This window comes from Variovorax sp. 01T432 (genome assembly GCF_056398605.1).
In genome coordinates this window covers 1-12838 of record NZ_JBFTPS010000039.1, presented here as the reverse complement: position 1 = coordinate 12838, position 12838 = coordinate 1, and the positions used below count along the sequence as shown (strand labels likewise).

The 12838-nt window shown below is 67.9% G+C and carries 11 protein-coding genes; 9 read left to right on the top strand and 2 right to left on the bottom strand.

The window, feature by feature from the left end; all coding sequences use genetic code 11:
• The first annotated feature begins 6 nt into the window (after nt 1-6).
• The 8 genes from AC1DNF_RS24775 (at nt 7) to AC1DNF_RS24740 (ending at nt 8490) form a co-directional block, all read left to right on the top strand.
• Nucleotides 7-210: a hypothetical protein gene (locus AC1DNF_RS24775; protein ID WP_478151297.1), complete on the top strand. Its 204-nt coding sequence runs from the start codon at nt 7-9 to the stop codon at nt 208-210.
• A 92-nt stretch (nt 211-302) separates the two neighbouring features.
• Nucleotides 303-1571 (top strand): urea ABC transporter substrate-binding protein, encoded by a 1269-nt coding sequence (urtA, locus tag AC1DNF_RS24770; RefSeq protein ID WP_478151296.1) that lies wholly within the window; start codon nt 303-305, stop codon nt 1569-1571.
• A 154-nt stretch (nt 1572-1725) separates the two neighbouring features.
• Nucleotides 1726-3273 carry an urea ABC transporter permease subunit UrtB gene (gene urtB, locus AC1DNF_RS24765; RefSeq protein WP_478151346.1) on the top strand — a complete coding sequence of 516 codons (1548 nt, stop codon included), beginning with the start codon at nt 1726-1728 and terminating at the stop codon, nt 3271-3273.
• 94 nt (nt 3274-3367) lie between these two features.
• The gene (urtC, locus tag AC1DNF_RS24760; protein WP_478151295.1) at nt 3368-4600 is read left to right on the top strand and encodes an urea ABC transporter permease subunit UrtC; all 1233 of its coding nucleotides are present in this window, start codon (nt 3368-3370) and stop codon (nt 4598-4600) included.
• Complete coding sequence (gene urtD / locus AC1DNF_RS24755; protein ID WP_478151294.1) at nt 4597-5469, top strand: urea ABC transporter ATP-binding protein UrtD; 873 nt, start codon at nt 4597-4599, stop codon at nt 5467-5469. Before urtC ends, urtD begins: the two co-directional genes overlap by 4 nt.
• A 4-nt stretch (nt 5470-5473) precedes the next feature.
• Nucleotides 5474-6166, top strand: coding sequence for an urea ABC transporter ATP-binding subunit UrtE (gene urtE / locus AC1DNF_RS24750; protein WP_478151293.1), 693 nt, complete (start codon nt 5474-5476; stop codon nt 6164-6166).
• Between the two features lie 100 nt (nt 6167-6266).
• Nucleotides 6267-7034: an alpha/beta fold hydrolase gene (locus AC1DNF_RS24745; RefSeq protein ID WP_478151292.1), complete on the top strand. Its 768-nt coding sequence runs from the start codon at nt 6267-6269 to the stop codon at nt 7032-7034.
• Between the two features lie 7 nt (nt 7035-7041).
• On the top strand, nt 7042-8490 hold the full coding sequence (locus AC1DNF_RS24740; RefSeq protein ID WP_478151291.1) for an HD domain-containing phosphohydrolase: 1449 nt from the start codon (nt 7042-7044) through the stop codon (nt 8488-8490).
• A gap of 33 nt (nt 8491-8523) precedes the next feature.
• On the opposite strand, the gene AC1DNF_RS24735 is transcribed toward AC1DNF_RS24740, so the two are convergent.
• On the bottom strand, nt 8524-10317 hold the full coding sequence (locus AC1DNF_RS24735) for a cytochrome c biogenesis protein DipZ (protein ID WP_478151290.1): 1794 nt from the start codon (nt 10315-10317) through the stop codon (nt 8524-8526).
• Nucleotides 10318-10343: 26 nt separating this feature from the next.
• Nucleotides 10344-11681 carry an ATP-binding protein gene (locus tag AC1DNF_RS24730; protein ID WP_478151345.1) on the bottom strand — a complete coding sequence of 446 codons (1338 nt, stop codon included), beginning with the start codon at nt 11679-11681 and terminating at the stop codon, nt 10344-10346.
• Nucleotides 11682-11952: 271 nt separating this feature from the next.
• Between AC1DNF_RS24730 and AC1DNF_RS24725 the strand changes: the two genes are divergently transcribed.
• Complete coding sequence (locus AC1DNF_RS24725) at nt 11953-12693, top strand: response regulator (protein WP_478151289.1); 741 nt, start codon at nt 11953-11955, stop codon at nt 12691-12693.
• Nucleotides 12694-12838: the final 145 nt, after the last annotated feature.

Here is a 12838-nt window from a genome sequence, read left to right as displayed (position 1 = left end):
ATCAGCGTGCAACACTTCGTCGAACAGGCACAGCGGCTGCCGCGCGAACAGCACCATGTTCGCCGCGCGATCGGCAGCGCCGGTCCCGATGGTCCTGCTCCTCGTGACGGCGCCGACGACCTCAAGCTGCACGTCGCCACCGCGCTTGAAATCAAGCGGCAGCTGTCGCGGCACCTGAAGCAGAACCGCCCGCAGCTCCCGCGCGCCTGAATCGTGTACGCCACCGGGCGTATTTCCCCGGCGCAACCCATTGCGCAGACTCCCCTCCATCGTTCACCCCCAACCAGGAGAAGGCAGTCACCATGCAACGTCGTTTCACCCTCAAGGCGCTCACCGCCGCCGTGGCTCTCGCCAGCCTGTCCGCGGCGCCCGCGTTCGCGCAGGACACCATCAAGGTCGGCGTGCTGCACTCGCTCTCCGGCACCATGGCGATCTCCGAGACCGTGCTGAAAGACACCGTGCTCATGGCCATCGACGACATCAACGCCCATGGCGGCGTGCTCGGCAAGAAGCTCGAGCCCGTGGTGGTCGATCCGGCCTCCAACTGGCCGCTCTTCGCCGAGAAGACCAAGCAGCTCCTCGGCCAGGACAAGGTCGCCGTGATCTTCGGCTGCTGGACCTCGGTGTCGCGCAAGTCGGTGCTGCCGGTGGTCGAGGAAATGAACGGCCTGCTGTTCTACCCCGTGCAGTACGAGGGCGAGGAACTCAGCAAGAACGTGTTCTACACCGGCGCGGCGCCCAACCAGCAGGCGATTCCGGCGGTCGACTACCTGATGAGCAAGGAAGGCGGCGGCGCCAAGCGCTGGGTGCTGCTGGGCACCGACTACGTGTACCCCCGCACCACCAACAAGATCCTGCGCGCCTACCTCAAGAGCAAGGGCGTGAAGGACACCGACATCGACGAGAAGTACACCCCCTTCGGCCACAGCGACTACCAGACCATCGTCGCCGACATCAAGAAGTTCTCGGCCGGCGGCAAGACGGCGGTGGTCTCGACCATCAACGGCGACTCCAATGTGCCCTTCTACAAGGAACTCGGCAACGCCGGCCTGAAGGCCAAGGACGTGCCCGTGGTCGCCTTCTCCGTGGGCGAGGAAGAACTGCGCGGCGTCGACACCAAGCCGCTGGTCGGCCACCTGGCCGCGTGGAACTACTTCATGAGCATCAAGAACCCGACCAACACGGCGTTCATCAAGCAGTGGAGCGACTACGCCAAGGCGAAGAACATCCCCGGCCACAAGGACAAGCCGCTCACCAACGACCCGATGGAAGCCACCTGGATCGGCATCCACATGTGGAAGCAGGCGGTCGAGAAGGCCAAGAGCACCGACACCGACAAGGTGATCGCGGCGATGGCCGGCCAGACCTTCAATGCGCCCTCGGGCATCGTCTCCAAGATGGACGAGAAGAACCATCACCTGCACAAGAGCGTGTTCATCGGCGAGATCAAGGCCGACGGCCAGTTCAACGTGGTGTGGAAGACGCCGGGCCCGGTCAAGGCCAAGCCGTGGAGCCCGTACATCGAAGGCAACGACAAGAAGCCCGACTACCCGGCCGGCAAGTCGATGTAGGCGAGCCAACCCGTTTGCTGCTCACTTCGTGTAGCCGAATCCCCCTCAAGGGGCAACACCCGCGGCCCGGCGAAGCCGGTTCCGCGGTGTTCCCGTATCAGAGAACACCGTGCACACATTCCTGCGTTCCATCTGTTCCGGCTTGGCGGCGTTCATGCTTCTGGCGGCTGTTCCGGCGCACGCGCTGACGGCCGACGAAGCGAAGGCCATCGCGTCGGGCGAATCCGAGGCACGCATCGCGGCCCTCAACAAGGCCGTCGCCACAGCCGACGAGAAGACCGCCGCCTTCATCCAGGCCATGTCGGACGACGCGGTCAAGTACACCGAGGACAAGGTCTTCGTCATCAAGGACGACAAGGCCTACGACCCCGTCACCGGCGCCGAGCTCAAGCTGCCGGACAGCGCCGAGGACGTCGTCAACAACAACCTGATGCGCGGCGCCCTCGATGCCGCGCAGGCCGCGCTCAAGCTCACCAGCAAGGACGATGCGGTGCGCGCCGAAGCCGCGCTCGCGCTCTTCAAGGAGCCCGACGAGTCGCGCCTCCCGATCGTGGAGAAGGCACTGGCCGCCGAGACCAACCCCCGGATCAAGACGCAGCTGGAACTGGTCCGCGCCGCCAGCATGCTCAACAGCGCCGACAAGGCCAAGCGCATCGCCGCCGCCGAGATGCTCGGCGACAGCCGCAGCCCCGAGACCAAGCTGCTGCTCAACGAGCGCCTCTCCGACGAGACCGACGCCGAGGTCCGCGGCGCCATCGGCACCTCGATCCGCGACATCGACGCCTCCCTGGTCTGGGGCGACCGCATCAATGCGATCTTCAGCGGCGTCAGCCTCGGCTCGGTGCTGCTGCTGGCCGCGCTCGGACTGGCCATCACCTATGGGCTGATGGGTGTCATCAACATGGCCCACGGCGAGCTGATGATGATCGGCGCCTATGCGACCTACGTCATGCAGGGCATCTTCCAGCGCTACCTGCCCGAGTCGGCCTTCGGCCTGTACCTGGTGGCCGCGATTCCCGTCGCCTTCCTCGCCTCGGCGCTGGTCGGCGCGGTGCTGGAGCGCGGCGTGATCCGCTTCCTCTACGGCCGGCCGCTCGAGACCCTGCTGGCCACCTGGGGCATCAGCCTGATGCTGCAGCAGCTCGTGCGCTCGATCTTCGGCGCGCAGAACGTGGGCGTCGAGAACCCCGGCTGGATGAGCGGCGGCTTCACGATGCTCAGCAACGTGACGCTGCCGTGGAACCGCATCTGCATCGTGATCTTCGCGGTGCTCGTGCTGCTGGCCATGGGCTGGCTCATCGGCCGCACGCGGCTGGGCCTCTTCGTGCGCGGCGTCACGCAGAACCGGCCCATCGCCTCGTGCATGGGCGTCAACACCGCGCGCATCGACACCTACGCCTTCGCGCTCGGCTCCGGCATCGCGGGCCTGGCGGGCTGCGCGCTGTCGCAGATCGGCAATGTCGGCCCCGACCTCGGCCAGAGCTACATCGTGGACTCGTTCATGGTGGTGGTGATGGGCGGCGTCGGACAACTCGCGGGCACGGTGTATGCGGCCATGGGCCTGGGCATCCTCAACAAGTTCATCGAAGGCTGGGCCGGCGCGGTGCTCGCGAAGATCGCGGTGCTGGTCTTCATCATCATCTTCATCCAGAAGCGCCCGCAAGGCATCTTCGCGATGAAGGGCCGGAGCGCCGAGGCATGACCACCCCCAGTCTCGCCCACCTCGTGTGGCTCCGCACCTCCTCAAGGGGGCAACGCCGGCGGACCGGCGCGGCCTCCTCGCGCCCGCTCCGCACATGAAACACGTCACGCTTCCTTCCAAGGGCCCGCTGCTGAGCGGCAAGGGCTGGACCGCCTTCTTCGTCGCGCTGATCCTGGTCTGCGCGCTGGCGCCGGTGCTCAACATGCTGGTGCCGCCGGGCGGCGCGCTGCACATGAGCGACTACGCGGTGGCGCTGGTGGGCAAGATCATGTGCTACGCCATCTGCGCGCTGGCCATGGACCTCATCTGGGGCTACACCGGCATCCTCTCGCTCGGCCACGGCCTGTTCTTCGCCCTCGGCGGCTACATGATGGGCATGTACCTCATGCGCCAGATCGGCCGCGACGGCAACTACAAGAGCGACCTGCCGGACTTCATGGTGTTCCTCGACTGGAAGACGCTGCCCTGGCACTGGACCTTCAGCGACAGCTTCGTCGCGACACTGATCCTCATCGTCGCGGTGCCGGGCCTGATCGCCTTCGTGTTCGGCTTCTTCGCCTTCCGCTCGCGCATCAAGGGCGTCTACTTCTCGATCATCACGCAGGCCATGACCTTCGCGGCCATGCTGCTGTTCTTCCGCAACGAGACCGGCTTCGGCGGCAACAACGGCTTCACCGATTTCAAGCGCATCCTGGGCATCCCGATGGCGACGCAGGAGATGCGCATGACGCTCTTCGTGCTCACCGGCCTCACGCTGCTGGGCTTCTTCCTGTTCGCCAAGTGGCTGATCGGCAGCAAGTTCGGCCGCGTGCTGCAGGCCATCCGCGACGCCGAGACGCGCGTGATGTTTTCGGGCTACAACCCGCTGGGCTACAAGCTCTGCATCTGGGTCATCTCTGCCATCATGTGCGGCGTGGCCGGCGCGCTCTATGTGCCGCAGGTCGGCATCATCAACCCCGGCGAGATGAGCGCCGCCAACTCGATCGAGATCGCCATCTGGGCCGCGGTCGGCGGCCGCGCGACGCTGATCGGGCCGATCATCGGCGCCTTCATCGTCAACGGCGCGAAGAGCTGGCTGACGGTGGCCTACCCCGAGTACTGGCTCTACTTCCTCGGAGCCCTCTTCATCGGCGTCACGCTGTTCCTGCCGGATGGCATCGTCGGGCTGGTGAGGAAGTGGGCGGCCCGGGGGGGCCACCGGGAGCAGGGCGAGAAGGCGCCGAGCGAAGGCCGGCGCGAGGCGCAGCGCGCCATGGCCGCCGAGCAGGGCGTCGAGCCCGCCGCCCTGGCGCCGCTGATCGTGGAAACCAAGGGAGCCCGCGCATGACGCCCGACCTGATGGACGCCGGCGCCGAGCGCATCGCCCGGCACGCCGACGTCGCTCACGCCCACATGACCGCCTCGGGCGGGCGCGCCGCGGGCTACGGCCGGCACGCGACCGGCGAGGTCGACACCACGCACGGCCGCATCCTCTACCTGGAAGACGTGAGCGTGAGCTTCGACGGCTTCAAGGCGATCAACAAGCTGTCGCTGGACATCGCGCCCGGCGAGCTGCGCTGCATCATCGGCCCCAACGGCGCGGGCAAGACGACGATGATGGACATCATCACCGGAAAGACCCGGCCCGACGAAGGCACTGTCTTCTTCGGCAGCACCATCGACCTGCTGCGCCACAAGGAAGCCGAGATCGCCCAGCTGGGCATCGGCCGCAAGTTCCAGAAGCCGACCGTCTTCGAGCAGCTCACGGTGTTCGAGAACCTGGAGCTGGCCCTGAAGACCGACAAGGGCGTGAAGGCCTCGATGATGTTCAAGCTCGATTCGGCGCAGTGCGACCGGCTGGCCGAGATCCTGCACACCATTCACCTGGAAGGCAGCGTGCTGCGGCTGGCCGGCAACCTGAGCCACGGGCAGAAGCAGTGGCTGGAGATCGGGATGCTGCTGATGCAGGACCCCAAGCTGCTGCTGCTGGACGAGCCCGTGGCCGGCATGACGGACGAGGAGACGGCGCGCACCGCCGAGCTGTTCCTGAAGCTCAAGGGCAAGCATTCCCTCATGGTGGTCGAGCACGACATGAGCTTCATCCGCACCATCTCGGAGATCGTGACCGTGCTGTGCGACGGCGCCGTGCTGGCGCAGGGCACGCTGGACGAGGTGCAGGCGGACGAGCGCGTGATCGAGGTCTACCTGGGGCGCTGAGCACATGCTGAAAGTCAAGAACATCCACCAGTATTACGGCGGCTCCCACATCCTGAGGGATGTCAGCCTCGAGGCCACCGCCGGCAAGGTCACCGTGCTGCTGGGCCGCAACGGCGTGGGCAAGACCACCTTGCTCAAGTCGCTGATGGGCCTGGTGCCGATCAAGAGCGGCAGCATCGAATTCGACGGCGAGGCCATCCAGAAGAAGACGCCCTACGACCGCGCCCGTGCCGGCATCGGCTTCGTGCCGCAGGGCCGCGAGATCTTCGCCCGGCTCACGGTCGAGGAAAACCTGCGCATGGGCCTCGCCTACAAATCCGGCAGCACGCCCGTGCCCCCGGAGCTGTACGAGCTCTTCCCGGTCCTGAAGCAGATGCTCAACCGCCGCGGCGGCGACCTCTCGGGCGGCCAGCAGCAGCAGCTCGCCATCGCGCGCGCCCTGGCGCCCAAGCCCAGGCTGTTGATCCTCGACGAGCCCACGGAGGGCATTCAGCCGAGCATCATCAAGGACATCGGCCGCGTCATCCGCATGCTGGCCGATCGCGGCGACATGGCCATCATCCTGTGCGAGCAGTACTACGACTTCGCGCAGGAACTCGCCGACGACTACCTGGTGATGGAGCGCGGCGAAGTCATCGCGCGCGGCCTGGGCAAGGACATGGAGGCGCAGGGCGTGCGCCAGCTGGTCGCGATCTGAGCCTCGGGGAGTCGGCTGCGATCGGACATTCGTCCGATGGTGGAAGCGGGCCCGTGCGCCGACAGTACGGGTTCCCCTTCACTTCCATCCGGGCAACCCCATGAAGCAACTTCAACGCCTCAAACTCGTCGTCGCAACCCTGGCCATCGGCCTGTCTTTCTCCGCTGTCGCGGCCGCTCCCGCAGCCCCCAGCGTGGTCCTCGTCCACGGCGCCTTCGCCGACGGCTCGGACTGGGCCAAGGTCATTCCCCTGCTCCAGGCCAGGGGCGTCAATGTCGTGGCCGTGCAGAATCCGCTGACCTCGCTGGAAGATGACGTCGCCGCCGCCAAGAGGGTCATCGACGCGCAGCCGGGCAAGGTCGTGCTCGTCGGTCATTCGTGGGGCGGCACCGTCATCACCGAGGCCGGCGCCGACGACAAGGTCTCCTCGCTCGTCTATGTCGCGGCCTTCGCGCCGGACGCCGGGCAATCCGCGGGCGAACTCGGCAAGAACTTTCCCCCGCCGCCCGGCTTCGCTCACATCACGGCGGACGCCGCCGGCTTCCTCCGGCTGACGGCGGAGGGCATGAGCAAGCATTTCGCGCAGGACCTGCCCGCTTCCGTGACGGCCGTGATGACCGCCACGCAAGGCCCGATCCAGGCCAAGGCCTTCGAGCAGAAGGTCTCGGTCGCCGCATGGAAGACCAAGCCGTCCTGGTATGTCGTGACCGGGGCCGACCACATGATCCCGCCGGCGCAGCAGATCGACATGGCCAGGAGGATCGGTGCCCAGGTCACTACCCTGGCCACCAGCAGCCACGTGGCTCAGGACTCGCACCCCGACAAGGTGGCCGCGGTGATACTCGAGGCAGTCCGTCAATCCAGGTAGTTCCTCCGTGCCGTCCGCGCCCCGCATCCAGGTCTTCGACGCCATCAAGGCCCTCGCCTTCGTCGGCGACCTGAGCATGGGGCAGCCCATCGACCATTCGGCGCGCACCGCATGGATCGCATCACGGCTGGCGGCGGCGATCGACCGCGACGCGGCGACGCCGGGTCATGTGGCCTGCGTCTCGCTGCTGCGCTGGTCGGGTTGCACGGCCAACGCACCCGAGTTCTCCGACCTGCTGGGCGACGATGTCGGCGGGCGCCGCAGCATGCTGTCGACGGCATCGGCCAGCGCGGCGGCCCAGTTCGCCGGCTCGGTCGGCGCCCTGGCGCAGATCCATTGCGAGGTCTCGGGCGACATCGCCCGCACGCTCGGTCTGCCGCCGGCGGTCGAGCTTGCGCTCCGGCACATCTTCGAGAGCTTCGACGGGCCGGTGGATCCGGACGGCCGCGAAGCCCTGCGAACACCCGGCGAGGTGTTCATCGTCTCGATCGCGGGCGACCTCGAAATCTTCTCCCGCGTTCATGGGCTCGGCAACGCCCTGCGCTTCATCGGCGACAGGGCCGATGCGCGCTATCCGGCCTTCCTCGTGGATGCGGTGAGGCAGCATGCGGTGGACTGGCTCCACGCCCTGGAGCAGGGCGCGGCTGCCGCCGAGATGCAGGCCCCGGCCGCCATTCTGGGAGACGTGACGACGCCGCTCGAACTGATCGCCGACGTGATCGATCTCAAGCTGCCGTGGATGACCGGCTACTCGCGCCGGGTGGCGGATGCGGCTGTCCTCTGCGCGGCCGGCATGGGCCTGGGCGAGCTCCAGCAGGGGCGAGTGCAGCGCGCGGGACTGATCCATGGCATCGGCCGCGCGTCCGTCCCGAATCCGCTGTGGGACTCGCCCGGCGTTCGCAGCGAGGCCGACTTCGAGCGGCTGCGGCTCGTGCCCTATTGGACCGACCGGGCGGCGCGCCGCATCGAAGCCTTGAGGGCCGAGGCGGAGATCGCATCCTTCGTCGACGAACGCCTGGACGGCTCCGGCTTCTTTCGCGGCGCCAGGGGGCCATCGATCGACATCGAAGCCAGAGTGCTCGCGGTTGCCGCGCATTGGGTGGCCCTGCGCACGAGCCGGCCCGGCCGGGTGGCCTTGTCGGAGGCCGATGCCGCCGTCGCGCTGCGGCGCGAAGGCGAACGCGGCCGGCTCGATGCGTCCGCCATCTCGGCGTTGACCGGCGGGCAGCCCCGCGAAGCGGGTCCGACGCCGGCGCGGGAGGCGGCGCTTCTCTCGGATCGCGAAGTCGAGGTGCTGGGCCGCATCAGCCTCGGCGACAGCAACAAGGAGGCGGCCAGGTTCCTCGGCATCAGTCCCAGCACCGTGCGTGCGCACCTGGAGAACATCTTCCGCAAGCTGGGCTGCACCACGCGCGCCGCCGCCACGCTGAAGGCCATGACGCTCGGCTTGCTCTGAGCGTCGGCCGATGGCTTTCGCATCGCCCCGCGCTCACCCGAAGGTGAACACGTAGGCCTGCGCGCCCGGGTCCGCGAACTCGATCTCGAACAGCCGGTCCTTCTCGTTCGTCACCTGGCGAACCAGCTGGTAGAGGCGCTGCCCGTCGATGCATCCATGGCCCTGCGCGTCGGTGTCCGATCCGTGGTCCGCCAGCGGTGGCTTGCCATCCACCAGCACCCGGAAGCGCACCGGCTTCCCGTCGGCCGCGGGTCCGAGCACGAGGTGCAGGTCGCGCGCATGAAAGCGGTAGGCGATGCGGCCGTTCGGACCCGTGAGCACCGCGCGTTCGCGCTCCACCGTCCAATCGCCCGTCAGCGCCCACTGGTTGGTTCGCAGCGGCGAGACGGCCTGATAGACGTGCGAGCTGTCGTTCACGATGCCTCCCGGCGACGCGAAGCCCCGGGCTTGCGCATAGCCCAGATAGGTCTCTCCCGACAAGGGCAGCGTCGGGCTCGCCGCCGCCTGGACGCCCTGGCCTTGCGGCGAGACCAGCGTGGGGGGGATGCCCGTGTGTCCCGCCTCGGCCAGGAGTTGCTGGATGACCTCTTCCGACTTGTCGTACTGGTTCTCGCCGAACTGGTGGTGGCGGATGCGGCCCTGCGCGTCGATGAAGTAGAACGCGGGCCAGTACTGGTTGCCGAATGCGCGCCAGATCGCGAAATCACTGTCGACGGCCACGGGGAAGCCGACACCGAGATCGCGCGCGGCCTTGTGCACGTTGGACGAGCGCTTCTCGAAGGCGAACTCGGGCGAATGCACGCCGATGACCACCAGGCCCGCATCCTTGTACTTCTCGGCCCATGCGCGAACGTAGGGCAGGGTGCGCAGGCAGTTGATGCAGGAGTAGGTCCAGAAGTCGACCAGCACCACCTTGCCGCGCAGGGCCTCGGGCGTCAGCGGCGGCGAGTTGATCCATTCGGTGGCGCCTGCCAGCGATGGAAACGTGCCTTCCGTCGCGAGGGTGCGCGCCGGAATGGGCGAGAGGGTCGCCGCCGTCCGCATCAGGCCACCTTCCTCGGCGCGCGCTTGCGTGTCTGCGCGCGTCGGCGGTGGCTTCGGGGGTGCGATCTTCTCGACCAGCGACTGCTCCAGTTCCGACGCGCCTGCGAAGGAGATCCGGCTGAGCACGCTGGTATCCAGGCCCAGCGCGATGGCGCCGACCCCGGCCAGCACCGCGACCCCGGCGGCCCGCCGGACCCACTCGCCGGTGTGGAGCGATCGCTTCATGACCGAGAACAGGCGCCCCCCGAACAGCAGCGCCGCCGCCAGCGAGGTGCATGCGCCGGCGGCGTAGGCCAGCAGCAGGAGCGAGGTGCCGGCGCTGGCGCCGTTGATGGCCGCGCCCGTCAGGATCAGGCCGAGGATCGGACCCGCGCACGGCGCCCACAGCAGGCCGGTGCCGACGCCCAGCAGCACGGGCGTGAGGATGGATGCGCGCGCGGAGGCCTCGTGCGGCCGCGATTCGGACAGGCGAACGCCCAGCGCCACGAGCGGCCGGCTCATGCGGTCCGCCAGGGATGGGAACAGCAGGGTGACGCCGAACACCGCCAGCAGCGCGATCGCCGCCTGGCGCCCATACTGGTTGGCCGCCACCGCCCAGCCGCCGCCCACCGCGGCCAGCGACGCGATGGCGGCGAAGGCCAGCGCCATGCCCAGCAGCATCGGCAGGCCGTGCGACCTGAACGGCCGGTCGGCGCGCGCGAACACGAAGGGGAGAACCGGCAGGATGCACGGGCTCAGGATGGTGAGCGCGCCGCCGATGTATGCAACGATCAGTGTGAACATGGTCTTGCCGTGGTGAAGTGGCGTGCTCAGGCCGGGGCTTGGGCGAGCGTGTCGATCGTGAGCCGGGCCTCGAGCCCGCCTTCGCTGCGGTTGCGCAGCGCCAGCTCCGCGCCCATGGCCATCGCCAGCTGATGCGCGATCGCCAGCCCCAGGCCCGTGCCTCCGGTGCTGCGGTTGCGCGAGCTCTCCACGCGGTAGAAGGGCTTGAGCACGGCATCCAGCTGGTCGGGCGGGATGCCCGGGCCGTTGTCGATCACGCTGACGACCAGGCGCCGCCCATCGGCCTGCACGCGGATGCGCACGTCGCTGCCGAATTTCAGCGCGTTGTCCGTGAGGTTGACCAGAATCCGGCGCAAGGCATTGGGACGCGTCACGACCGGCTCGCCGATCCGCCCTTCCAGTTGCACCTGCTGCCCCGCATCCTCATAGTCGGCGACGATGCTCTCGAACAGGGCGTCGGCATCGATGCGGCAGGCCGGCTCGGTGGTGCCGTGCAGCGTGCGCGCGTAGGTGATGCCTTCCCTCACCAGCGTGTTCATGACGTCCAGGTCCTGCCGGAACTTCACCCGGTCCTGCTCGCTGTCCATCAGGTCGGTGCGCAGGCGCAGGCGGGTGATCGGCGTCTGCAGGTCGTGCGAGATCGCCGCCAGGATCTCGACGCGCTCGGCCATGTAGCCGGCGATCCTCGCCTGCATGGCGTTGAACGCGCGTGCCGCGTGCGCCACCTCGGTGGGCCCGGCTTCTTCCAGCTTGCGGGCCTTCAGGTCGGGCCCCAATTCGTCGGCCGCGGCGGCGAGCTGCGCCAGCGGCCGCGTGACGAGGCGAACGGCGAGCCATGCGCAGAGCGCGAGCACCACCAGCTGGAACCCGAGCACCCACATGACCCAGGTCGACACCGGCATCTCCACGCGCCTTGCATGGACGATCAATGCGCTGCCGTCCGTCAACCGGACCTGGATCCGCAGATCGCCGCGCGGTCCGCCGACCTCGGCCGTGCGGACCACCTCGAAGGGACGCAGCGCATTGACGATGGTCTGCACGAAGTCATGCGGGAAACCCGGCGCGGGTTCGGGCCCCGTCACCGTCCCGCCGAGCTGGAAGCGGTAGTTGCGGCGTTCCAGGCGGCCGAGCCAGCTTTCGCGCTCGGCCGCCGGCAGACGGTCCAGGATGGCGACCGAACTGGCGATGTCGGTTTCCACGCCGGTCATCATCAGGTTGCGAAGCGCCTCGCCGCGCTCATAGCGGATCGACGCGAAGGTCAGCAGCTGCGCGATCGCCAGACCCACGACGATGATCAGCGTCACGCGGGCGAACAGGCTGCGGGGGACGAGCCGGCGCAGGCCCTCGGCGCGGCTGTCGTTCATGGCGCCGGCGAAGGATGGGTCGATGACGCGGCGCAATGGATTCTCCAGGCGGTTGAGGACAGGGGCGGTCGGGCGTGCGGACGATGCACAGCCCGGTTTATAGGCCCCGCGACGCCCTGCGGGGCCCGGTCATGTACGCCTGTGTATCCGGCCCGCCGGGCCACACAGTAAATTTCAGTGGGCCGGATACACAGACATACAAAGGCCCGGCCTCCGGGCGATGGGCGGGCTACATTTCGGGGCATAGCGCTCCCGCTCCATGCCAACCGCCATGCTCCAACAGCCCGCCGACCACATCCTTATCGTTGACGACGACCGGGAGATCCGTGAGTTGCTCACCACCTACCTGGTCAAGAACGGCCTTCGGGTGGCCGCCGTGCCGACCGGCCGCCACATGCGCGCGGCGCTGGAGGAATCGGGCCCCTTCGACCTGATCATTCTCGACCTGATGTTGCCGGGCGAAGACGGCCTGACGCTCTGCCGCGACCTGCGCACGGGCAAGTACAAGGCCACGCCCATCCTCATGCTGACCGCTCGCAGCGAGGAGGCCGACCGCATCCTCGGTCTCGAAATGGGGGCCGACGACTACCTGGCCAAGCCCTTTGCCGCCAGGGAACTGCTCGCGCGCGTGCGCGCCGTGCTGCGCCGCACGCGCATGCTGCCGCCGAACATGGGATCGACCGAGTCGGCCCGCAACCTCGCCTTCGGCGAATGGACGGTGGACACCACGGCGCGGCACCTGCTCGACGAGAGCGGGGTCATGGTGGCCTTGAGCGGTGCGGAGTACCGGCTCCTGCGGGTCTTCCTCGACCATCCGCAGAAGGTGCTCAGCCGAGACCAGCTGCTGAGCCTGACCCAGGGCCGGGAAGCGGAGCTCTTCGAACGCTCGATCGACCTGCTGGTCAGCCGCCTGCGCCAGCGCCTGCGCGACGATGCGCGCGAGCCGCGCTACATCAAGACGGTGCGAAGCGAAGGCTATGTCTTCGCGTCGACGGTCGAGGCGCGGGACTAGGGCGTGTTAACACTATTTGACTTGAAGGTACGGGCTGCGAGAAAATCCGTGCATGGAAATCACGCCAGCGCAGTTCGCCCAGATCGAGCATTGTTTGCCCACGCAGCGGGGCAATGTCAGCTTGTCCAACCTGGATGTGTTGAAT

Excerpts from the sequence above, each read along its gene's own strand:
- urtA (WP_478151296.1), top strand. The coding sequence starts at position 303 with ATGCAACGTCGTTTCACCCTCAAGGCGCTCACCGCCGCCGTGGCTCTC.
- urtB (WP_478151346.1), top strand. The coding sequence starts at position 1,726 with ATGCTTCTGGCGGCTGTTCCGGCGCACGCGCTGACGGCCGACGAAGCG.
- urtC (WP_478151295.1), top strand. The coding sequence starts at position 3,368 with ATGAAACACGTCACGCTTCCTTCCAAGGGCCCGCTGCTGAGCGGCAAG.
- urtD (WP_478151294.1), top strand. The coding sequence starts at position 4,597 with ATGACGCCCGACCTGATGGACGCCGGCGCCGAGCGCATCGCCCGGCAC.
- urtE (WP_478151293.1), top strand. The coding sequence starts at position 5,474 with ATGCTGAAAGTCAAGAACATCCACCAGTATTACGGCGGCTCCCACATC.
- AC1DNF_RS24745 (WP_478151292.1), top strand. The coding sequence starts at position 6,267 with ATGAAGCAACTTCAACGCCTCAAACTCGTCGTCGCAACCCTGGCCATC.
- AC1DNF_RS24735 (WP_478151290.1), bottom strand. The coding sequence starts at position 10,317 with ATGTTCACACTGATCGTTGCATACATCGGCGGCGCGCTCACCATCCTG.
- AC1DNF_RS24730 (WP_478151345.1), bottom strand. The coding sequence starts at position 11,681 with ATGAACGACAGCCGCGCCGAGGGCCTGCGCCGGCTCGTCCCCCGCAGC.
- AC1DNF_RS24725 (WP_478151289.1), top strand. The coding sequence starts at position 11,953 with ATGCTCCAACAGCCCGCCGACCACATCCTTATCGTTGACGACGACCGG.